This is a genomic window from Pseudomonas sp. SK (assembly GCF_012975065.1).
Taxonomy (GTDB): domain Bacteria; phylum Pseudomonadota; class Gammaproteobacteria; order Pseudomonadales; family Pseudomonadaceae; genus Aquipseudomonas; species Aquipseudomonas anuradhapurensis.
Map to the genome: position 1 here is coordinate 2768236 of NZ_CP051857.1, position 23068 is coordinate 2791303.

The following is a 23068-nucleotide window of genomic DNA, read 5'->3' on the forward strand; positions in this document are numbered from 1 at the left end:
GTGGTTGGATGGATGGGCAGTGAACCGGTTCGTTGCGCAGACTAGGGCGCTCACAATCTAGCGACTATTGGCCTACACGCGCGCTTGGAGCAGCAATGAATTTTGAGGAGATGATTCGACATCAAGCCGAGCAGGTGTTTGGCAGCAAAGCCAAAGCAGATGTTTGGCTGGCTGCCCCTCGTGACGAATTCGGTGGCCTAACCGCTCTGGAATGTGTTGGCAATGAGGCTGGATATCTGAGGGTAAAAGCGCTACTTGATCAACTGGGTCACGGCTATGCCTGTTGATGAAAACGGTGCTTTTGGTCTGATTGGCCCGACAGCTTAAAAACTACAGGGAATCCCCACTCGTGAAGCTGTGCTTCGCACCATCGTAACTACATAGACGAGGCTCTTCGAACCAGCATGAAAGGTAATGAATCCTCAGATCTGCAAAACAAGTTGTCTGTCACTGCAAGCCCTTTTAACGAAGCTCGCTTAGACACCCTTTCCGGCGAAGACGACGGCGAGGTCAGAAGCACTGAGTGGGCCCGGTTTTGCCTTCGGCATCGAGCGGTTGGAGAAACCTCCGAAATCACCTGTGCTCGCGTTGAGCTTCCACAAATTGATGGGCCTGCGGAGATTCGGATAGCGGCCAGTTTTTCTGGCGGTAAGCAAATGAGATGTGCACTGTTTACAGTACCCGCTGGTGAAATCGAGCCGCTGCCGGTTACCTCCCGCCAGATGGGTGTGGTCGCGACCTTTAGGGGAGGATATGCCTTGTTGCTCCGTATTCCTGACGACCTTAGGTGGGCGCATGACGTATGGCCCACCTCGATGGACAAGCTAGATGCCTTTGTCGCGAAACTTACCGAGGCGCCGAGCTTTTTGGAGACTTGGGTTATGAACAGGAACCGCCAGCCTAACAAATTGTTAATTGTAGTAGTGATCCATGGCAATGTTTTCTACGGCTTTTTACTGGGATCGCCAAAAACTGAGGAGTTCAGTAACACTCGCGTGATCCCTATATTCTTCGAGCAGGTTGGTGAATTTACATATGATCCCCCCGTCCTCATTGAGCTAGAGCTGAGTGCCAAGCACCTCGAAGCGCTAATCACACACGCGCGCCAATTACTGTCAGAGCCTGATCATGCTCAGGAAGATCGCCATTTGCGTGATGCGCTTGGTGAATTAGCTAATGCCTTAGAGGGGAGTGCCAATCGGTCACGTTCCACTTGAGATAGGCGTGCTGCATCAATGGAATCTCGCGCTTTCATTGGTGTTGTTAGAGATTAAGCTGGGCGTGCTTGAGTTGGCTGTCTCCGGTATTTTTTTCAAAATCTCCCTAGCGGATTGGAAAGCAATATTTTGGGGTATATTGATGGCCTTTTGCCCTGCGCGGGCCATCATGGGCTCTTGTGCGACCGAGCGCCTGAAATGGACAGCATCATAATCCCTGACATCTGGAGCCGCGCCTCGGCTTGCTACGGTAATGAATTCGTTCATATTCTGAGCGGGTTGCTCGACGAATATGAGCGCAAACCTGGCAAAGACGAGCCTGTTCGAATCACTGCCGAATGGGTAGGCCAGGATGCTTACACTTCACTAGTCGTAGCCCTGAATGCAAAATCTCGCCGGAATGTCAGGTACTACGACCAGGGCTGGCATATCGAGCTGCGTTCGCGTTTATGGGCGCACATCTGCCGGGGCATACAGCATCGACTGGTGCTGAGTGGGATGGCGCCGGAACCCATTACTGCGGATCTCCTGGCTTTCGACATCGGCGTTTGATGCGGGCCATTGGGCGGCATGCGGTGTTCATGGCGCCTCTAAGCGAATCATCGACAGGCTAATAACCTGTTGTCTGTCACCGACCGGAAATTTCAGCCCATTGTGAACGGATTCATCCACCGAGCGCTGCGCGCCTTGGCATTGAACGCAAAATGAAAAGCAGCGGCCTGCGGCCAATGAAGCGATTGCCCCGAGCCCCAAGGGGCCGATCTGCATCAGTTCCATCGTTGCGATACGAGATCGGAAGCAAAAAGTGCACCGAAAAGCATGTGGCCAACATCGCGGAAGAGACGGAAAAAATGGAGCAGCGCAGATCTCGCTTTTCTTTGGGGCTCAAATATAGAACTCCGTTTCACAAAAAAATTGACAGACCAAAACGGCGACTTATTTTTGAAATGTGATGAGCGTCACACTTTTTCCCTGTTCTCGCTGAAGTCGGTCACGGCTGGGGGATCTGCGGTCACCTAGCCGATCGACATGCCCCGATTTCTCGTCGTGGCTCTGCCTATCCTGGCTGTTGGATGGATTCGTGCGCCTTACAACGACCAAAGGATCATTACGTCTGAAGCTGGAAGCGCTATCATCCCGCCATCAGCTCAAGAGGGGCCCCTTGGCCGGCCTATTCCGGCACTCCCTTGGGTATAACGACAAGGAAGGTTGCGCATGGACGACATCGTTCAGCCCCTCGCTTCTCAAGAAGACATCCCGCCTAAAGAAGTCAAGATTCTGGCCACGTTGGTGGCGAAGCTGAACCTTGCCGACTTCCAGAACGCCATTCCTGTGATTCGGGAACTTCGCATCGCGAACGAGACCGAAGAACGCTTCGTCAATGTGACCCTGACATTGACCTCAGAGCCTGAGGTGTTCAAGGCCAAGGTCTGGCGAATCGACGAAGTCGCACCTGACAGCTTTCGAGTTATTCCGGGGCTTGATCTGGTCTTGGATGGCCCCTTGCTCAGTCGCCTTACAGAGGCCGAGCTTTCCACTTTTACCTTTGCACTTGAGGCTGATGACAAGGCGTCCGAGAATGGTCGGAAGGAAGTTGCGCGCCTAGAGCAGGTTGTAGACCTTCTGCCACGTAACCAGTGGGGTGGGCTTCGTCATATCCCAGATATGACAGCCGCGTTCGTACAGCCCAATGATCCGGCAGTTGAACGGTTGTTGAAGCAGACGGCTGAATTGCTTCGTCTCAGTGAGAAGTCTTCGGCGCTCGACGGCTACGAGGGTGGTGCGAAGCGTGCCTGGCAGCTCGCGTCAGCGGTGTGGGGCGCCGTGGCGCGAATGAAGCTCGATTATGCGCTGCCGCCGGCGAGCTTTGAGCAGACTGGCCAAAAGATACGCAGTCCCAGCCAGATCGCCGACACCGGTTTGGCTACCTGCATGGATCTCACCCTGCTTTTCTGTGCTGCTCTTGAGCAAATTGGGCTGAACCCTGTGATCGTCTTTACGCGGGGGCATGCCTTCGCGGGCCTATGGATGAAGCCAGAAGAGTTTACAACTGCGCTGGTTGATGATGTGACCGCGGTGCGCAAACGGGTGAAGCTGCGCGAGCTGGTGCTTTTCGAGACCACCCTCGTAACTCAGAACCTTGCTCCGTCTTTCTCCTATGCCGTCGAGCGAGGAGCGAAGCAGATAGCCGAAGACTCCGACAGCGACTTCGAGATGCTGCTCGACATACGTCGCGCACGTCTCCAGCGTATCAAACCCCTGGCGAGCTCCGAGGCTCAAATACCACGAGTTGCTCCGGAAGTCCCGGACGAGGCCGCACCGCTGCTGGTTGAAGACGGCCTGGACATGCCAGATGAAGTGCATGAGGTGGTCGTCGAAGATCTTTCCAAACTCGATCCTGCTGATCGTCTAGGCCGCTGGCAGCGCAAACTGCTGGATCTGTCGCTTCGAAACAACCTTCTCAACTTCAAGACGGGCAAGCGGGCTTTGAAGCTCGAGTCTCCTGACCCGGGTGCTCTTGAGGATGTACTGGCCAGTGGTCAGTCGCTGAAGCTGCTCACCCGCCCAGACCTCATGGATGGTGCTGATCCAAGGGAGCGCGCTCTGTATGAACAACGCGAGCGTGAGGATGTTCGTCGCCGGCATGCCGAGGATGCGCTTAAGCGCAGAGAGGTGTTCGTTGCGCTGACATCCAACGAGATGGATGTTCGACTCACCGAACTGTACCGAGGTGCTCGCACAGCGCTGCAGGAAGGCGGCTCCAATACGCTCTTCCTGGCCATCGGCTTCCTGAGTTGGACTCGTGAGGACAGGGCAGGGCAGAAGTACAAGGCGCCGTTGGTTTTGGTTCCTGTTACGCTGGAGCGCAAGAGCGCTCGCTCCGGATTCACCATGGTGCTTCATGATGATGAGCCGCGGTTTAACCCCTCCCTGATTGAGATGCTTCGTCAGGATTTCGAGTTCGGCTTGGGCTCCCTGGAGCACGAGTTGCCTCGGGACGATTCCGGTCTCGACATCGCTGGCATTTGGAACAAGGTCGGCCATGCCATCAAGGACATCCCAGGGTGGGAGTTGAGCGAAGACGTCGTGCTGTCGATGTTCTCGTTTGCCAAATACCTCATGTGGAAGGATCTGGCTGAGAACGCCGAGCACTTGCGGCAGAGTCCAGTGGTTCAGCACCTCCTGGATACCCCACGCGACTCGTTCATTTCGGATACACCGTTCCCAGAGGCGCAATCGCTGGATCGAGATTACGGCCCGACCGATGTTTTCTGCCCACTGCCATCTGACTCATCTCAGTTGGCTGCAGTGATGGCGGCAGCCAAGGGCAAAGACTTCGTGCTCATCGGCCCACCCGGTACCGGCAAGAGCCAGACGATTTCCAACATGATCGCCCAGTCGATCGCTCAAGGGCGTCGCGTGCTGTTCGTCTCAGAGAAGATCGCCGCGCTCGATGTCGTATACCGTCGCCTGCGTGAGATTGGCTTGGGTGAGTTCTGCCTCGAGTTGCACTCTAGCAAGGCGCGGAAAACTGATGTGCTGGCCCAGCTGCAGTCCGCTTGGGAGGCGAAAGGCCAGGTCGATTCCGCTGCATGGGAGGTTGAGGCTCAGCGCCTCGCAACGCTGCGCGACAGCCTGAACATTTACGTCGAGCGGCTGCACCGGCGCCATCGCAACGGTTACACCATTTACGATGCGATTGGCATCGTTACTTCGGGTTGCGATGAAGCTGTTGCTCCTGTTGGTTGGGCGTCACCTGACATGCATGACCAGAAGGCCATGCTTGAGCTACGGGAGTTGGCCGATCGTCTCGAAGTAAACGCGCAGGCTGTGGGATACAGCCATTTAGTGGGCAATGCGTTGTCCGCTATAGGCCAGGCGGAATGGTCACCCCATTGGCAGCAACAGCTGGTGCAGGCAGCTCGCGATGTATTGCCTGCTGTGCTGGATGTGCAGCGGGCGGCTGATCGGTTCGTTGAGTTAGTTGGGTTCCCGGCTTCGGAATACACCCCGACAGCACTGGAGGGGTTGTCAATCCTTTCCCAGGCATTGCCTTCGGCAGCAGGACAGGATTGGCGCTTCGCGCTGCGGCCTGATGCCCGCTCCATTACTCAACGGCTGGGCGATGGCTGTGCGTGGGTTGAACAACACCGAGAGCTCAACGCTAAGCTTTCGCCGCTCTGGCCTTCTCGCGTTGTGGCCGATGCGAAGCAGGGTATTGAACTGCTACAGCAACGTCGCACCGTATTCGGTGAGCTCAGCCCGGCCTGGCCGGAAAGTGCCACCGATGTACTTGCTCAGGCAGTGGCACTGCTTGGCCAAATAGTAGAGCTCCAGCAGCAGCTCAGTGCGACCTACGGCGATACGATCGAATCGCTCGACATCGATCTGTTGCTGCGTGAGTGGAAGGAGGCTGAGGAATCGTTCTGGCCAAAATCCTGGTTCGGAAAGCGCCGTATTGCGGGTTTGCTAGCCCCGACTCAAACCACTGCAGGCGAGGCCGATCACGGTAAAGATTTGGCCATTTGGGCAGAAATCCGCGCCGTGCGCCGTGCTATTGATGAGCTTGAGCCCGGGCACGAGTGCGTTGCCGTTTGGCAAGGTTCAAAGTCTGTGGCTGAGCAGCTTTCGACGTCGATCAAGCTTCAAGAGGCCATTCGGCTCCAGCAAGCAGACTCGGACTGGATCGATGACGGGCTCCAGTTGGTCGAGCAAGGCCAGCTGGGTGATGCCTTGAAGGAAGAGCTGCGACGACTTCGCACGCTGGCGCGCCTTGATAGCGATATGGCTGCCTTGTCCGACCTTGGCTTGAGCACTCAGCAGCTTTGGTGCGGCAAGGACACCAATATTGAACTCCTTACTGCAGCGCTGCGCTTCCAGGCTGAGCGTCGGGATATTGAAGAGCGCGGTCGTCTTGTTGATGATCACCCAGAAGTGCAGGAGGGCCGCTGTGGAGCGTTGCTTAAAGGTGACTTCGACCTGTTAAAGCAGCGGGCAGCGGTTGAACGTGATCTGTCCGACCTGGCTGACCTGCGAGAGCTGGTACCGGTCTGGAGTGACCTGAAGACCAAGCTTGAAGTTGCACGTCAGGCTGTGGTGTTCCAAGGGCAGGTAGCAACGGCTATTGCGAAGCTCGCGCTGAATCCGGAGCACATCGCAGCTTACAAGGCTCCCCTCCAAACGCTCTTGGGAGATGGTAACGCCTTGCTAGAGCCTGAAGGTGCGATAGCTCTCGCAGGCGTGGCCCTTCGTGAAAAGCTTGCGTTGTTGCAGGAGCGTTCATCGCATCTGACTTCGATCGGTCACTTCACCGAGGCCGGTGCTGATGAGACCGCACATCTTTCGTTGAATGACCTCAAGAAAAATTGCGAGACCGTCGTTTCTTCCGAGGCGCGACTCAAGGCATGGTGTGCTTGGAGAAAGGTGCGCGATGAGGCTTTCGCCGTTGGCCTCGCCCCAATTGTCCAAGCTATGGAAAGCGGAGCAATCACCTCCGGAAAAGTCCGCCGCGTCTTCGAGGTGAATTACGCTCGCTGGTGGCTGAATACCACTGTCGATAATGAGGAAGTGATCCGGACGTTTGTCAGCGTTGAGCACGAACAGCGTATTCGCGATTTCCGAGCGCTGGATGACAAGTTCACCGAGCTGACGAAGGACTGGCTCCGTGCGCGGCTGTGTGCTGACCTGCCAAGTCAGGACAGCGTGAGCCGCTCTTCTGAGTGGGGCTTGCTGCGTCATGAGATGGGCAAGAAAGCCAAGCATATTCCATTGCGTGAGTTGATGACTCGGGCACCAGAAGCGCTCACCAAGCTGACACCTTGCTTGCTAATGAGCCCGCTCTCGATTGCTCAATACCTGCCGCCAGCCTCAACCCCGTTCGACCTCGTCATCTTCGATGAGGCCTCTCAGATTCCAGTTTGGGATGCGATCGGGGCGATGGCACGAGGAAAGCAGGTCGTGATGGTAGGTGACCCGAAGCAGCTGCCACCCACCTCGTTCTTTGACCGGGCTGAGTCCACTGCTGATGATGAGGATGTCGAAGCGGATCTCGAGAGCATCCTCGATGAGTGCATCAGCGCGAACCTGCCGATGCGCAACCTGAATTGGCATTATCGCAGCCGTCACGAGAGCCTGATCGCGTTCTCCAATCAGCGTTATTACGGCTCAAAGCTGGTGACGTTCCCGTCGCCATTCACGGCTGATAAGGCTGTGAGGCTGTGCCCGGTTGCTGGTGTCTACGACAAGGGTGGTTCACGTACGAACCTTATTGAAGCAAGAGCGCTGGTCGCTGACCTCGTCGCTCGCCTTCAGTCGCCTGTATTCCGAGAGAGCCGTCGAACCGTGGGTGTCGTCACGTTCAATGGTGAGCAGCAGAAGCTCATCATGGACATGCTGGATGAGGCATGTCGGAAAGATCCGTCGCTTGACTCCTACTTCGCTGAATCTGAACTTGAGCCTGTGTTCGTGAAGAACCTGGAAAGTGTCCAGGGAGACGAGCGAGACATCATCTACTTCTCGACCACCTATGGAAAAGACGCTGCTGGCGTGATGTCGATGAACTTCGGGCCGATGAACCGTCCCGGTGGTGAACGCCGACTCAACGTCGCCATTACTCGTGCTCGCCAGGAATTGGTACTGTTCTCGACGCTGCGCCCAGAGCACATTGACCTCGCCCGTACGCAAGCTGTTGGGGTGCGTGATCTGAAGCATTTCCTGGAGTTTGCTGAGCGAGGCCCACAGGCCTTGGCAGAAGCTAACTTTGGCAGCGTGGGCGGATTCGACAGCCCGTTCGAAGAGGCGGTCGCAGCTGCCTTGGCCAAGAAGGGTTGGCAGGTTCACACCCAGATTGGCGTGTCGTCGTTCCGAGTTGACTTGGGAGTGGTTCATCCTGATGCACCTGGGCGGTTCCTTGCCGGCGTGGAATGCGATGGAGCTACTTACCACCGCAGTGCAACTGCCCGTGATCGCGACAAATTGCGAGAGTTTGTACTGCGTGGTCTGGGCTGGGAGATCGTACGAATCTGGTCGACAGACTGGTGGGTTGATGCTGTAGGGACTGCGGAAAAGGTTCATCAGCAATTGACGGAGCTCCTCGCTAAGTCGAGAGCCGAGCAAGCCGTCATCGATGCTGCGCATGAGGCGGAGCGTTTGAAAATCGACGCCGCGATGGCAGAAGTGATCGAGGTGGTGGATCAGGTCGCTGTGGTCGCTTCCACCCCTGTTGCTGAAGCCAATGATCCGTCTGGCGCATTGCCTGAGTTGAAATACGCCAGAGCAGCGGCGGCTCAAGTAGAAGAAGTTGTGATTCCTCATGTGCCGGTGGAGCATCTGGTTTACAAGGAAGCAGACCCTACTGAAGCTGTGGAAGGTGTTGACCCAGATCGATTCTTCGAAGCGAACTATACGTCTACTCTGGAACGGATGATCGCCCATGTGGTGTCAGAGGAGGGGCCAGTGCTTGATTCGGTGCTAGCACGGCGTATCGCACGTGCTCATGGCTGGGTCAGAACCGGCTCACGCATTCGCGATCGTGTCGATCAAATTGCGCGGGCACGATTCCGTTCCCATGAAGAGGAGGAGTCCGGAACGTTCTTCTGGCCGGTACATTTAGACTCGGACTCCAACGTCGTCTTCCGGAGACCAGGTGATGACGATTCAATTCGTCCACTCGCCGACATCTGCTTGCCTGAATTACGTGCCTTGGTGGATGAGATGACTAAACACGGGCATGTTGGAGAAGGACTGGTTTACGCGGTTGCCAAGGAAGCTGGGGTAAATAAGCTTACTCACGCAGGACGTCAGCGTATCGAAAAGGCCATAAAACCTACCGTTGTTTGATGGGGTGGGGCGCTTACGAGCGCCCACTCTCCGACGGCAATGAACACGGAGTAACACCGTACACTGTTACATCTGGCGTCAATTTGATGGTGGGTGATGCGTTCTGCTAGATGAGGAATCTAGGTATTTGGACACTTAAGAGCAATCCTCTGCGTCTCGCAGGCGATCCTCTTAGCTCTACACGGTTCTAACTCTGTCCCTAGGTTTTAAAAAGTAGAGAAAGCTACGAGCATATTGCTATCTATGGCGAGCAAAATGCCTGCCAGTACGAGCTTATTGCCAGCTTGTACCGGTCAACTGATGGCGTAGCATGACAACATGAGCAAGATGACAGCAACCATGCACGGAAGCGCGTAGGTGTGCAGCGCTCATGGATAACTGTGGTTTTGATGGGCACAACTCGTTGAAACGGCTAGCCCTTAATTCAATTACAATATCTAGGGATTTCCAAATGATGTCACTCCGTAAGCTTTTTGTTCTGGCTGCGCTTCCCTTCTGCATCAGCCTGGCGCAGGCGAGAGAATATAAAGAGATCCGATTTGGCGTAGATGCCAACTACGCTCCCTTCGAGTCCAAGGCTCCAGATGGAAAACTTGTCGGTTTTGATATTGACTTGGGAAATGCGATTTGCGCTGAGCTCAAGGCTGAGTGCAAATGGATCGAAAGTGATTTTGATGGACTGATTCCTGGGCTTCGTGCAAATAAGTTCGATGGAGTACTGTCTTCTATGACAGTCACGCCTGTACGTGAAAAAGCAGTCGATTTCACAAATGAACTGTTCTCCGGCCCAACGTCGTATGTCTATAAAAAGGGCTCTGGGCTCAGCGCGGATGTGAGCTCGCTCAAAGGCAAGCGTGTTGGCTTTTTCCAAGGCAGCATTCAGGAAGGCTACGCTAAAGCGGTATTGAAGAAGGCGGGTGTTAAGGTTCAGTCCTACCAAAACCAGAGCCAGGTTTACTACGATCTTGTGTCGGGCCGGCTCGATGCTTCTATCCAGGACACGCTTCAAGCCAAAGCAGGATTTCTAAGCTCGCCTCAAGGTGCTGATTATGAGATGAGCGAGCAAGTCGAAAGCGAGTTGCTTCCCTCTAAAACGGCCATTGCAGTTGTCAAGGGCAATGATGACCTGAAGGCGCAGTTGAATAGGGCCATTAAAGCAATCCACGAAAATGGAACCTACGCCAAGCTCCAAACGAAGTATTTTGGTGATTTGAACCTTTACAGCGGCAAGTAATGGTATGCGCCTATCCCACATAGGCGCTTTATTTCATCAAGAGTCGTTCGATCATGATTGATAACTTTTTTGAAGTTGTTGGTCTGCCAGGGCTTAGCATGCAGGGCTTTGGGCCACTGCTGCTGATGGGTACCTGGATGACCATAAAGCTGTCCTTGCTGTCCCTTGCAGTGAGCGTAATATTGGGTCTAATTGGCGCTTGCGCCAAGCTTTCCTCCTTAGCTATAGCTCGGTTACCTGCTCAGATGTACACCACGCTCATTCGCGGGGTACCAGATCTTGTGCTGATGCTCCTGATCTTCTACAGCCTGCAGACGTGGTTAACCAGCCTGACGCAATCTTTGGGCTGGAATTACATCGAAATTGACCCATTTGCGGCTGGCGTGATAACTCTTGGGTTCATCTACGGAGCCTACTTCACGGAAACATTCCGAGGAGCCATGCTTTCCGTCCCCAAGGGGCAGCGAGAAGCGGCAGTGGCTTATGGTCTCAGCAGATCCCAACGCTTTTTCCTTATTACCTTTCCCCAAATGATGCGTTTTGCGCTCCCCGGCATTGGCAATAACTGGCTGGTTTTGCTCAAGGCTACAGCTTTGGTGTCAATCATAGGTCTTGCAGATTTGGTCAAAGCCGCCCAGGACGCCGGCAAGAGTACGTTTCAGCTATTTTACTTTCTTGTGTTGGCGGCTCTTATTTACTTAGTCATTACGACGCTATCGAACTTGGTATTGCGCAGGCTTGCACGTAAATATTCCGCTGGCTCTCGCGAGGCTCTGCAATGATTGAATTACTGCAGGAGTACTGGAAGGCTTTCCTGTACACGGATGGGACGGAAATGACAGGGCTGGCCATGACGCTGTGGCTGCTGACCGCCTCAATCTTCATAGGTTTTTTGGGGGCGATTCCCCTAGCCATTGCGAGGGTTTCAGAGCGAGCTTATGTACGTTGGCCTGTCCAGTTTTACACCTATCTCTTCAGGGGAACGCCCCTCTACATTCAGCTACTGATTTGCTACACGGGGATCTATAGTATCGCTGCCGTGCGCTCACAGCCTTTGTTGGACGAGTTCTTCAGAGATGCGATGAACTGTACGATCCTGGCCTTTGCGCTGAATACGTGCGCGTATACAACCGAGATATTTGCAGGCGCAATCAGGAATATTCCCTATGGCGAGCTTGAAGCGGCTAAGGCCTACGGGCTTAATGGTTGGAGGTTAAACGCATTCGTAGTAGTACCGTCTGCGCTGAGGCGGGCTCTCCCGTACTATAGTAATGAAGTGATATTGATGCTGCACTCGACCTCGGTAGCCTTCACTGCCACCATCCCGGATATCTTGAAAGTTGCACGTGACGCAAACTCAGAAACGTTCTTGACGTTCCAGTCTTTTGGGATTGGAGCTTTGATCTATTTGGTTCTCTCGTTTGCTCTTGTAGGATTATTTCGCTTAGCTGAGCGACGCTGGCTGTCCTTTCTTGGGCCCGCTCATTGACTTTAGGAATGCCGCTGATGACCAGTCTAATAACACCCAATAGCATTGAGCAGAACCAGCACATGGGCAAAGGCCTTGAGTTAGGGTACAAGCTGACCGTTGAGAATCTTCACAAAAGCTATGGCGACCACCAAGTTCTGAGAGGTGTATCGCTAAAAGCTCATAAAGGTGATGTGATCAGCCTCATAGGTGCCAGTGGGTCTGGAAAAAGTACCTTCTTGCGTTGTATCAATTTCCTGGAGACGCCTACTGACGGCGCTATGACGCTCGACGGGCAAGTGATCAGGATGGTTAAAGATCGTCACGGGTTGCGGGTGGCTGATACCGCAGATCTACAGCGGCTGCGCACTCGTTTGGCCATGGTATTCCAGCACTTCAATCTGTGGAGCCATTTGAGTGTGCTGGACAATATAACCCTGGCACCTCAGCGTGTTCTAGGCGTTAAGAAAGCTGATGCAGAGCAGGCAGCACGTCAATATTTGGATAAGGTCGGCCTTCCCGCTAGGGTTGCATCACAGTACCCAAGCTTTTTGTCTGGTGGGCAGCAACAACGTGTTGCTATTGCCCGGGCGTTAGCGATGGAGCCTGAGATCTTACTCTTTGATGAACCAACATCGGCTTTGGATCCTGAGCTTGTTGGTGAAGTGCTGAAGGTGTTGCAGGCGCTGGCTGAAGAGGGGCGAACCATGTTGATGGTGACACACGAAATGGCCTTCGCAAAACAAGTCTCTAGCCAGATCCTGTTTTTACACCAGGGGCTGGTGGAAGAGCAGGGTGGAGCGGACATCTTAACCAATCCTCGTAGTGAGCGCCTCCAGCAGTTCCTGTCGAACGGTCTCAAATAATAGCCAATGTTCGGTATGCGGCCAATCGATCTCCGATTGGCCTTTTTTATTTCGGCGATAGGACGATCGTCAATGAAATTGAAGTTTTCACATAAGATCATAATCTCTGCTGCGCTAGTGGTTGCAGCTTCTTTTGCTAGCTTCGCCGCGTACAACGACATGCTACAGCGTGATGCACTGTACCGGGGGATTGAAGCTAAGCTATCGGGTGTGAGTAACTCCACTGCCAATGGTATTTCACAATGGATGTCTGGTCGAATGCTGTTGCTTGATAGCTTGAAGGAGTTGCTCGCGGGCTCTCCGGCCTCAGAGAAATTAATTTCTGTGCTTGATCAATCAGTTCTTAAATCAGTGTTTTCATTTACCTACTTTGGTAATGCGGAGGGGGAGTTTTTTATTCGTCCTCAAGATGAAATGCCATCTGGTTACGATGCCCGTACGCGACCTTGGTACAAGACAGCAGAAGCGCAAAAGCACACCGTGCTAACAGAGCCCTATCGAGATGATACAAACGGGAAACTGATGCTTACTGTTGCGGCGCCAGTCATTAGTAGGGACAGCGTGCAAGGCGTTGTGGCGGGTGATTTGCCGCTTGATACCGTTGAGAAGATGATAAGTTCAGTAGAGCTCAAAGGCATGGGCTACGCATTCCTGGTTGATTCGGAAGGCAAAATATTAGTCCACCCTAATCGTGACCTTCTGATGAAGGATTTCACTTCGGTCTACGCCGGCGGCAAGGATGGGTTTGGCGGTGAGCTCCATGAGGTGCAGCAGGCAGGCAAGCGTGAGTTGGTCATGTTTGCGGCGATCAATGGGCTTCCTGCAGTCAAGTGGTACGTTGGCTTGGCGCTCGACAAGGACAAAGCGTTTCAAGAGCTGGCTGGCTTCAGATTTGCGGCGGTCATAGCTACATCGATCACCGTCGCTGCGACAGTACTGCTCCTGGGCGTCATGATTTACTGGCTTATGCACCCTCTACGACGCATGAGTGTTGCAATGAAGGACGTTGCCAGGGGGGAGGGAGACCTAACAAAGCGCCTTGAGGTTAAAACCCAAGACGAGTTCGGTATGCTGGCCCAGGATTTCAACGTGTTTGTAGGGCGGATACACGATTCGATTCGTGATGTTTCCACCGCAACTGAGTTGGTGTTTACCGAGGTGAAGCTTGTCACCACGTCATCTGCGGGCTCCCTGTCGATGTCTGGCGAGCAGGCGCAGCGAACAGATAGCGTAGCGGCAGCGATTCATGAACTTGGTGCGGCTGCTCAAGAGATCGCCCGCAATGCCGGCGATGCCTCGGTACAGGCAGCAAAAGCTCGGAGTCAGTCTCATGAGGGAGGACAGGTGGTTGCAGGTACCATCTCCAAGATGAGTGATCTCTCTGACAATCTGCGGCTGGCGTCGGGCAGCATTGAATCGTTGAACGATAAAACGGTCAGCATTGGACGCATCCTGGAGGTCATCAAGGGTATTTCCGAGCAAACCAATTTGCTTGCTCTCAATGCTGCGATCGAGGCAGCCCGAGCAGGAGAGGCTGGTCGGGGATTTGCCGTTGTCGCAGATGAGGTTCGTAGCCTCGCATATCGAACGCAGGCTTCAACCCAAGAAATTCATGTGATGATTGATGAGCTACAGGCAGGCGCCCAAGAAGCCGTCAATCGGATGGAAGTGAGTGGCCATCTGAGTGAGCAAGGCATGGCGGTGGCGAATGAGGCGGGAGCGTGCCTTCACGTTATCAATCACCATGTCGGCGATATCGATGGCATGAATCAAGCTGTGGCGACCGCCACCGAGGAGCAGTCCTCTGTCATTGAGTCTCTCAACGTTGATATCGCGCAGATCAATAGCCTGAACACAGAAAACGTGAAAAACCTCCAGTCAACCCTGAGCGCCTGCGAGAACCTGCAATCGCAGATCGAGCGGCTCAGGGGTCTGGTTACTTCATTCCGGACGTGACGCCCGGATGTGAATGGCCCGCCCGTGACGCACTGCTGGCATGAGAGACTTAAAAGCTGCGCTGCCTCAGTTCGTCGCTCACGAACGATATGAACTCGCGAACTCTCGCGGTATGCCGCAGGTCGCGATGTGTAAGGATCCAGAGGCCAGTTGTGAACGGATCCAGCGCATCCGATTTGAGCCTGACAAGGCCTGGCGTGTTATCTCCCAGATAGCGGGGTAGAGGGGCAATTCCCATCCCTGCTAGCGCGGCCTGGCGCAACGAGATCAACGAGTCAGCCTTGAAGATGATTGAACTGGCTGGGATTGTTGATTGAATCCATTTCGTGACAGCCATCTGGCTGAAAGTCAGGTCAGGTGAGATCCACTTGGTGAAGGTCAAGGGGTCGTCACCCTCTAGCAACTCTGCCATTTCAATAGATGCGTACAGGGCGAATCGGACATCGGAGAGGCGCCTGCCAATCAGGGATTCAGTGGGGTTATCTCCAGTCCGGATAGCCACATCTGCATGTCGCTGCGCCAAGTCAGTGACAAAAGGCCCAGTTGACAATTCAACTACGATTTTCTCATGTTGCTTGCTAAATTTCTCAAGAATCTGAGGAAGGATCGAGCCCATAATCGTATCGCAGGTGGTGATTCGAAGTGTCCCCTCCAGCTTGAGGTCTTTTCCTTCAAGTCGAAGCGATAGGTCGCTTACGGCTCCTCTCATTATTTCAGCAGTCCGCAGCAGTTCCTCACCGGCTTCAGTCAGCGTATAGCCTGTGGCAAGCCGATTGAAAATTCGTAACCCGTGTGCCTGCTCAAATGTATTCACTCGCCGTAGGACGGTGGTGTGATTTACATTGAGGTGCCTGGCTGCTGCTGCAAACGATGCATGTTCAGCTACTGCGAGGATTAACCGTAGATCATCCCAGTCCCAGTTGTGCATTCTTGCAGTCCTGTTTGGTGAAAAAGCAGATTGTTTGGAATTCAAGTAGCCACCAGAATTAGTCGTAAGCAGGGCAAACGGCACTGCATAGATAAAGGAGCTGACATGACTAATTTTAACCCTGCGTACTTCGGTCGCTTATTTCTTCGACTCACTGCAGGTGTCGCACTAATCACGCACTCGCTTTATCTCAAGGTGTTTGTATTCACGATGGCAGGGACGGTCGCATTTTTCGAGTCTATCGGACTTCCCGGGTTCTTGGCTTGGGTAACGCTCTTGGTGGAGATTGTCACGGGGGGCATGCTTATCTTGAGACTAAAACCCCATATTGCAGCAACTGCTGCAGTTCCTATCTTACTAGGCGCAACCTGGGCGCATTCGGGCAATGGCTGGTTATTCAGCAACACCGGAGGCGGTTGGGAATATCCATTGTTCTGGACAATGGCGTTGGTATCGATTGCGCTGACTGAGTGGCAGTCCAGTACGGCACTTGCGGTTGCTGAGCCTCAACCATGTGCAATGCCAAAAAGCTAAACCTCTACTGCCAAGCCGGGGAAAATTCGAGCTTGAGTTACTGTATGTGCTGGTGACCGAAAAAGTCAATATGATGACCTTTGCATACGTCCGTCTCGGACGATCGGCTAAGAAGCATCAGGCTGCTATCGGTGAAATCCCCGAGCCACTGCCCCGGCTCACTGATTCTTTCAATGATCCGGGGCTGCGCTCTACAAGCGCCTTGAACGCAGCGGTTTAGGCTCAGCCCATCCCACAATCCATTGGGCTAGAGATTCTTGGCTGCTTCGAGCATGGCATCTCCGATGTTATGCTCTCCAAGCTCCTTGAGGGCCGTGCCCGCACCGACCATGTCTTTCGCCCCATCATCCTGACTTAATTTGAACTTCCCGACAAGATCAGTTATTTCAATCTCAATTAGAAAAATTCTATCAAGGAGTTCGCTGATATATTCTTTAGGGGCGTCAGATATTTTCCAAGGCCTTTCCATTGAGGCCTCATGACGCTTGGTCAGCTTGGCGACCAGTTTGCGGACGTGGGCCTCATCGTGGATAAGCGTGATGCGTCCCTTTGCATGGACGACCTTGTAGTTCCAGGTCGGTACTTGTCTCTCTGTGTCTTTTTTGCTCGGTAGCCAGGTAGGTGAAATGTAAGCACTGCCTGCCTGGAATACCACCAGTACCTCATCCAGGTTCTTTACCTCGTTGAGTAGGGGGTTGTTTTTTGAAACATGGGCACTGAGCACCCCCAGTGCACCAATATTTGGTTCAAGCTCGAAAGGAAGATGGTTGGCATCGAGTCCAGCTGGCCCATGGGTTACCAACGTGCCAAATGGATTATCCATTATTATGGTGTGTAACGCTTCCCTTTGATGTTCACTGAAATATGTCGGTAAGTACATGTCTAGTCCCTGCCTGAAGGGTTTGCTTCTTCACGATCGCCCTATCGCTATTTGATCTCGGAAATGAAACGCGGCAAGCCTTATAAAAATTAAGGCTGAATCATATTTACTGCTTCAAGAACGTCGTGAAGTGATCCTGCCAGCCTTCACTTGCTGCAAAGGGTAGTAGGCCGCTGACCATCCCACGATGCAGCAGTCCATGCGAGAGGACATGGCTCAACATTTCTGACTTTTTCATATTCCCTGGCTTCCCATCTGCAAATACAAAGTTCAGCCTTTCTTCAAGCTCTGCCTCAGTAACAGATGTTGTGTAGTTAACAAACCAGTTGTTCGTTTTAGAAAACTTTAACGATAGGTCAGATAAATGTTGCGGTTCGTTTGTAGTGGTTGAGCTGCAGGGCATAGGGTCACCCAGCAACCTCCCCTTAAACAGGTTGTCCACGATGTTGATGTGAGCGAGATGCCATAAAGCGTCTGTCAGATGCGGCGCAGTGAACGTGCTAGGAGACTCTGTGAGGATTTTGAACAACTCGGCTTCAGACCAAGCTTTGTACTGAAACATCGAGTGAAAAACGTCTTTGGCAGTCATTTTTTCTCCTTCGCCCATGGGGGACTGGGTTGGCTTTGCCTTCCTGGCAAAGGGCGGTTGGTGTGGCGACGGTCAGTATATTGACTTTTTCGGTCGATGGCACGAAGCTGTGAGCGTGCCTGCTGACCAGAGCTGATAGCCGAGATCTTGGCTCCACCACCTTGGTGGGCCAACGGATGAGCCCTGGCCCTGATGCCGGGTTTGGCTCGGCTGAGCTTAAGAGGCTTGGCCAGGGCAGCTAAGTAATAATTTTATGTGAGTGATTGCTTTACGCGATCCGGAGGTAGCGATGAAACGCACTTTGGACAAAGTCGATGAAAGGATCATCGAAGAACTAACCAGGAATTCGCGTCTAGCTCACAACGATATTGCGCTGAAAGTTAATCTTTCTAGAAATGCTGTTCGGCTCAGGATTGAGCGCTTGGAGCGAGACGGGTATATCAAAGGATATACGATTGTGAAGGGGTCTGCGTCTTCAGACCATCCTCCGATACGAGCACTGGTTTTTGTGTACAGGCAGGATCGCATGAGGGGTGCGGACGTGGTGCGCTCTGTCGCTGCGATTCCTGAGGTGATCGCTTGCAATGTAATGAGTGGTGATCTTGATATCGTTCTGACCGTTGAGGCGAGTTCTCCGGACAGAATTAATAAGGTCTGGACTGATATTTCCAGTCTGCCTGGGGTTGTGAATACGGTGACTTCTTTTGTGCTGTCTCATACAAAATAGTGCGCAAGCAAAGCGACATGTTGTGCGAGCATTTTGCTAGCAAGATCTGTCTGTTTGGCATATTCGGTTAAGCAGGGTTGCAGCTTACGATTTCCTTCAGTGGTAAACAACAAAATGAGGCCGTTGCTGTGACTGAATACAAAATTGCTTTGCTGGGTTTCGGCGGTGTGAACCGCGCTCTGGCCCAACTGGTTGCCGAGAAGAATGAGCTGTGGGCTGCCGAGCTTGGCTTTACGCTGAAAATCGTTGGCGTCAGCGACATTTTCTTGGGTTCGGTGATCGGTAAGGACGGCCTGGATCCTAAGAAATTGGTAGCTGTGCCTGCAGCCAAAGGTGCCTTCGCAGCCCTGGAGAATGGTAGCGCCGAGCCGGCCAATGAGACGGTCATTCGTTTTTCCGGTGCAGATATTGTTGCTGAGGCCACCTTCACCAATCCGGTTGATGGTGAGCCAGCAACCACGTTTTGCCGCTGGGCTCTGGAAAAGGGCATTAGCGTTGTGACTACAAACAAAGGCCCAGTGGCTCTCCACTCGGCTGCGCTGAAGAAGCTGGCTGCGACGAATGGTGCAGCCTTTGAGTTTGAAGGTGCCGTGATGAGCGGTACTCCAGTGATCCGTCTGGCGCAAGAAACATTGGCCGGTTCGGAAATTACTGGTTTCAAGGGCATTCTGAACGGAACTTCCAATTTCATTCTCAGCAGCATGCAAGCCGGTCTCGACTTCGGTGACGCATTGTCGGAGGCTCAGGAGCTGGGTTATGCCGAAGCAGATCCAACTGCTGACGTTGAAGGTCATGATGTACGTCTGAAGGTAGTGATCCTGGCAAATGAACTGCTGGGTGCGAAGTTGACTCCGAACGATGTGTGCTGTGAAGGCATCTCGAACATCACTGCACAAGATATTCGGAATGCCGCTCAAAATAACTCGCGCTGGAAGCTGATTGGCAGTGCACAGCGCACCCCGGCGGGTACTGTGACTGCTTCGGTTAGCCCGCAACTTCTTCCGAACTTTGATGCATTGGCCGGGGTAAGTGGCGCCACGAATGCTGTCAGCTTTGAAACCAATCTCCTGGGCCCGGTCACTGTTGTAGGTGCTGGTGCAGGCCGTATTGAAACTGCCTACGCCCTGCTGTCCGACATCATCAGCATCCACAAGAAAAAAACCAAACAGGCGATCTGAATATGAACAGTTTGAGTCTGGCTCTGTCCACAGATTACGAAGAGATCACAGTATTCAACCCGTTTGATGGTACTGTGATTGGTGAGGTGGCCAAGGTTCCTGCAACTTCTGCTCACTTGGTGATTGATGCTGCCAAGCACGGTGCTGTGACCGCTCGCAACCTTTCTCGCGCTGAGCGTTCTCGCATTCTGGAGCAGACAGCTGCACTGGTGGAGAAGGACAAGGATGATTTCGCGAAACTCATTTCAGCGGAGTCTGGTAAAACAATTCGCCAAGCGCGCAAGGAAGTCCTCCGCTGTGTAAACACGCTCAAGCTTTCGGCTGAAGAGGCCAAGCGTAACGCAGGGGAGGTGATTCCCTTCGACTCCTATGTTGGTTCTGAATCTCGCCAAGGGTGGTTCACTCGCGAGCCTCTGGGCGTGATCTTGGCTATCACCCCTTATAATGATCCGCTGAACCTAGTGGCTCATAAGCTGGGCCCGGCCATCGCCGGCGGCAACTCGGTGGTGTTGAAGCCTTCTGAACTCGCTCCGCTGTCCGCCGTCAAGCTGGTCAGCTACCTGAACAAGGCAGGGTTGCCTACTGAAGTTGTTTCGGTGGCCACCGGTGATGCTGAACTGGGTAAGGCGCTGGTGGCCCACCGCGCTGTGCGGATGATCTCCTTCACAGGTGGTTTTGCTACAGGCGAGCAGATTACCAAGACTGCCGGCCTCAAGAAGATGGCAATGGATCTTGGCGGTAATGCGCCAGTAATTGTCATGGCCGACTGCGAGCTTGAGTCGACCGTTGAGTCGTGCGTTTCTGGCGCGTACTGGGCAGCAGGGCAGAATTGCATCGGTACCCAACGCATCCTGATCGACAGCAAGATCTACCAGATCTTCAAGGAGAAGTTCGTCGAACAGTCCCGCGCTTTGGTAGTGGGTAATCAGGCAGACGAAGCGACGGACGTCGGCCCGATGATCTCTGAGGCAGCGGCCAAACGTGCACAAGACTCCGTACAGGAAGCTGTCAGCAAGGGTGCCAAGGTTCTGCTTGGTAACAAGCGGGAGGGCACTCTGTTCTATCCAACCGTCCTGGAAGACGTGAGCTTTGAGTGCAAGGTCTGGCAGGAAGAAGTGTTCAGCCCCATCGTTATCCTGCAGGAGATCAGCACGCTTGAAGATGCTCTGGCGCTCGCCAACGAGCCAGAGTACAGCCTGCACGCTGGCATCTTCACCAGCAATCTGAACACCGCTATGAAGGCAGCAAAGCTGCTTGAGGCGGGTGGTGTGATGATCAACGACTCGTCTGACTACCGTTTCGATGCGATGCCATTCGGTGGCTTCAAGTACGGCAGCATGGGGCGTGAGGGTGTGCGCTTCGCCTACGAAGATATGACCCAGCCTAAGGTCATTTGCTTGAACGGGCCCAGTGAATAACGTCTGAAGCCAATTCAGGGGCCGGTTTTCGTCAGGTAGTAAAGGAGGGGCATCCGTGCCCCTTTATTTAAGATCAGGGGAGCGATAATGAGCAACCTTATTCAACGATACCCTAGCCAGGCACCACTCCCTCTTTCCAGAGCTGTGAAGGCGGGTGGTTTTCTATTCCTTTCAGGGCAGATTCCCGTTAGCGCATCCGGTGAAATCATCAAGGGTGACATCAGGGCTCAGACCAAAGCAGTCTGCCTGCGCATTGGTGAAACCTTGGCCGCTACTGGGGCCAGTTTTGACCAAGTCGTCAAAGCAACAGTATGGCTATCAGATCTGAGTCATTTTGATGGTTTGAATGAAGTCTACAAAGAATTCTTCGGCACAAATCTGCCTGCGCGCTCGACAGTCGTTTCTGAACTGGTACTGGGTGTGGATGTGGAGATAGAAGTTCAAGCTTTTATTGGCGGTTCTCACTAACTATCCGTGCGTTTATAAATTTTCTACTCGCCCCATCCTGGTCTACCTGGCTTGGAGTGTGCGAGGTGATAGTTTTTCGATGTGAATATGCTGCGTATGTAAGGTGTGTATGTCTTGCACCTTGCCGTAATACAATAACAAGGTGTTGGCGTATGAGCTTTAAAGAGAGTGTAACTGCTGGCCCAGCTACTGAGCGTGCAAGCAGGGTTAAGTATGTTGGTGCGGAGGACGTCGGTTACAAAAAGACGTTGCGAGCTCGTCAAATACAGATGATTGCGATTGGCGGGGCGGTTGGCAGCGGTTTGTTCTTGGGTGCAGGTGCTCGACTTTCTGAGGCCGGCCCGTCACTTGTTTTTGCATTTGCTGTGTGCGGTGTCTTTGCGTGGTTCATCATTCGCGCTCTCGGTGAGTTGGTTCTCCACAGGCCGTCCACCGGGTCATTTGTGTCTTATGCCCGAGAGTTCTATGGTGAAAAACTGGCTTATGCAGCGGGTTGGATGTATTGGACAAACTGGGTAACGGTTGCGATTGCTGAACTCACTGCGACCGCGCTTTACCTGAATTTCTTCAAGGCGTATGTTCCATTCCTCGGAGACGTCCCACAATGGGCCTCCGCACTGGGTGTGCTAGCGATTATTACTGGTATTAACCTGGTATCTGTAAAAATTTTTGGCGAGCTGGAATTCTGGTTTGCCTTTTTTAAAGTAGCAGCCCTGGTTACATTCCTCTGCGTGGGTGTGTACATGGTTATCTTTGGTACACCCATCGACGGCCATGTTCCTGGGTTCCAGTTGATTTCTGATCATGGGGGGTGGTTCCCTTATGGTGTGATGCCGGCTGTAATTTTGATACAGGGTGTGGTATTCGCTTACGGTAGTATTGAACTTGTTGGCACAGCCGCAGGGGAGGCCAAAGATGTTGAAAAGGTCATGCCTAAAGCCATTCGAGCAGTTGTCTTCCGTATTGTTGTTTTCTATGTTGGCACTATATTGCTGCTTTCGCTGCTTATGCCGAGCTCCTCTTATATCCCAGGAGTGAGTCCATTGGTGACCTTCTTCGGTGCCATTGGGGTGCGTGGTGCTGATGCAATCATGAACATGGTGTTGTTCACTGCTGCCATTTCATCCCTCAATGCCGGGATTTACACCACCGGACGTATTCTCCGCTCCCTTGCTGTAACAGGATCCGCGCCGCCATTCCTTGTGAAAATGAACAGCAATGGGGTGCCGTTTGCAGGGATTATGTTCACGACAATTGCTTCCCTGGTTGGCGTTGCAATGAATGCATTTCTGCCCGGTCAAGCTTTTGAAATTGCCATGTCGTTGACGGCCATTTTGATGCTTGGTGCTTGGGGAGTGATTATTCTCTGCCAGCTCAAACTCTTCAAGCTATCCCAGCAAGGCCTTATTGAGCGGCCTAAATTCAGGATGTTGTTCGCGCCTTATAGCGGTTACGCAACGCTGGCATTCTTCGTTTTGGTCTTCATTCTGATTGCTTGCGACTACCCAGTAGGTACGTACTCCGCTGCGTCTATCCCCTTCTACGCAGCGGTTCTTGTGATTGGTTGGTATGTGGTTCGAGGTCGAGTTTACGGAATCGCAAACGGAAAATTGAAGTTTGATGAAAATCAGGAGTTGGTTTTAACCACAGCTGCTGAAGCAAACGAAGAGTTGGCTGTTAAGCCCACATTAAAAGAAGCTCAATAAGCAAGAGGGTATTAAGATGCGTCCTGATAAAGAAAACTTGGCCACGTTGGGCGTTAGCAG

18 protein-coding genes and 1 pseudogene are annotated in these 23068 nt (G+C 53.1%); 16 read left to right on the forward strand and 3 right to left on the reverse strand.

Going from position 1 to position 23068, the window contains the following annotated elements; translation table 11 throughout:
- Positions 1-95: 95 nt before the first annotated feature.
- The 10 genes and pseudogenes from HG549_RS12810 to HG549_RS26325 all read left to right on the forward strand — a co-directional run bounded on the left by HG549_RS12810 (position 96) and on the right by HG549_RS26325 (position 14580).
- Complete coding sequence (locus tag HG549_RS12810; protein ID WP_170029825.1) at positions 96-287, forward strand: MbcA/ParS/Xre antitoxin family protein; 192 nt, start codon at positions 96-98, stop codon at positions 285-287.
- 117 nt (positions 288-404) lie between these two features.
- Positions 405-1217, forward strand: coding sequence for a hypothetical protein (locus tag HG549_RS12815; protein WP_170029826.1), 813 nt, complete (start codon positions 405-407; stop codon positions 1215-1217).
- Positions 1218-1415: 198 nt separating this feature from the next.
- Entirely contained in the window at positions 1416-1769 is a 354-nt protein-coding gene (locus HG549_RS12820) for a hypothetical protein (RefSeq protein WP_170029827.1), read from the forward strand.
- 663 nt (positions 1770-2432) lie between these two features.
- Positions 2433-9056, forward strand: a complete 6624-nt coding sequence (locus HG549_RS12825) for a DUF3320 domain-containing protein (RefSeq protein ID WP_170029828.1) — start codon at positions 2433-2435, stop codon at positions 9054-9056.
- A 451-nt stretch (positions 9057-9507) separates the two neighbouring features.
- Positions 9508-10290: a transporter substrate-binding domain-containing protein gene (locus HG549_RS12830; RefSeq protein ID WP_170029829.1), complete on the forward strand. Its 783-nt coding sequence runs from the start codon at positions 9508-9510 to the stop codon at positions 10288-10290.
- Positions 10291-10343: 53 nt separating this feature from the next.
- Positions 10344-11072 carry an ABC transporter permease gene (locus HG549_RS12835; protein WP_170029830.1) on the forward strand — a complete coding sequence of 243 codons (729 nt, stop codon included), beginning with the start codon at positions 10344-10346 and terminating at the stop codon, positions 11070-11072.
- A complete protein-coding gene (locus tag HG549_RS12840) occupies positions 11069-11779 on the forward strand; it encodes an ABC transporter permease (RefSeq protein ID WP_170029831.1) in 711 nt (236 codons plus the stop codon). The genes HG549_RS12835 and HG549_RS12840 overlap by 4 nt, the downstream gene beginning before the upstream one ends.
- Before the next feature lie 62 nt (positions 11780-11841).
- Complete coding sequence (locus HG549_RS12845; protein WP_170034174.1) at positions 11842-12624, forward strand: ABC transporter ATP-binding protein; 783 nt, start codon at positions 11842-11844, stop codon at positions 12622-12624.
- A gap of 159 nt (positions 12625-12783) precedes the next feature.
- Positions 12784-13677: pseudogene (locus tag HG549_RS26320) on the forward strand (cache domain-containing protein); the annotation flags it as partial.
- 144 nt (positions 13678-13821) lie between these two features.
- On the forward strand, positions 13822-14580 hold the full coding sequence (locus HG549_RS26325; protein ID WP_372241577.1) for a methyl-accepting chemotaxis protein: 759 nt from the start codon (positions 13822-13824) through the stop codon (positions 14578-14580).
- Between the two features lie 49 nt (positions 14581-14629).
- On the opposite strand, the gene HG549_RS12855 is transcribed toward HG549_RS26325, so the two are convergent.
- Positions 14630-15508 carry a LysR family transcriptional regulator gene (locus HG549_RS12855; RefSeq protein ID WP_170029833.1) on the reverse strand — a complete coding sequence of 293 codons (879 nt, stop codon included), beginning with the start codon at positions 15506-15508 and terminating at the stop codon, positions 14630-14632.
- Between the two features lie 105 nt (positions 15509-15613).
- Here HG549_RS12855 and HG549_RS12860 point away from each other — a divergent pair, with 105 nt between their 5' ends.
- Positions 15614-16042 carry a DoxX family protein gene (locus HG549_RS12860; protein WP_170029834.1) on the forward strand — a complete coding sequence of 143 codons (429 nt, stop codon included), beginning with the start codon at positions 15614-15616 and terminating at the stop codon, positions 16040-16042.
- A gap of 247 nt (positions 16043-16289) precedes the next feature.
- Here the strand turns inward: HG549_RS12860 and HG549_RS12865 are convergent, their stop codons facing one another.
- Together HG549_RS12865 and HG549_RS12870 are read right to left on the reverse strand one after the other, a co-directional pair.
- Positions 16290-16922 (reverse strand): FMN-binding negative transcriptional regulator, encoded by a 633-nt coding sequence (locus HG549_RS12865; RefSeq protein WP_170029835.1) that lies wholly within the window; start codon positions 16920-16922, stop codon positions 16290-16292.
- Between the two features lie 106 nt (positions 16923-17028).
- Positions 17029-17511, reverse strand: a complete 483-nt coding sequence (locus HG549_RS12870; protein ID WP_170029836.1) for a DinB family protein — start codon at positions 17509-17511, stop codon at positions 17029-17031.
- 289 nt (positions 17512-17800) lie between these two features.
- On the opposite strand from HG549_RS12870, the gene HG549_RS12875 reads away from it, so the two are divergent.
- The 5 genes from HG549_RS12875 to HG549_RS12895 all read left to right on the forward strand — a co-directional run bounded on the left by HG549_RS12875 (position 17801) and on the right by HG549_RS12895 (position 23008).
- Positions 17801-18238, forward strand: coding sequence for an Lrp/AsnC family transcriptional regulator (locus HG549_RS12875; RefSeq protein ID WP_170029837.1), 438 nt, complete (start codon positions 17801-17803; stop codon positions 18236-18238).
- Positions 18239-18366: 128 nt separating this feature from the next.
- On the forward strand, positions 18367-19416 hold the full coding sequence (locus HG549_RS12880) for a homoserine dehydrogenase (RefSeq protein ID WP_170029838.1): 1050 nt from the start codon (positions 18367-18369) through the stop codon (positions 19414-19416).
- A gap of 2 nt (positions 19417-19418) precedes the next feature.
- On the forward strand, positions 19419-20834 hold the full coding sequence (locus tag HG549_RS12885) for an aldehyde dehydrogenase family protein (RefSeq protein ID WP_170029839.1): 1416 nt from the start codon (positions 19419-19421) through the stop codon (positions 20832-20834).
- A gap of 87 nt (positions 20835-20921) precedes the next feature.
- Positions 20922-21302 carry a RidA family protein gene (locus tag HG549_RS12890; protein WP_170029840.1) on the forward strand — a complete coding sequence of 127 codons (381 nt, stop codon included), beginning with the start codon at positions 20922-20924 and terminating at the stop codon, positions 21300-21302.
- A gap of 152 nt (positions 21303-21454) precedes the next feature.
- On the forward strand, positions 21455-23008 hold the full coding sequence (locus HG549_RS12895; protein WP_170029841.1) for an amino acid permease: 1554 nt from the start codon (positions 21455-21457) through the stop codon (positions 23006-23008).
- Positions 23009-23068 lie beyond the last annotated feature (60 nt).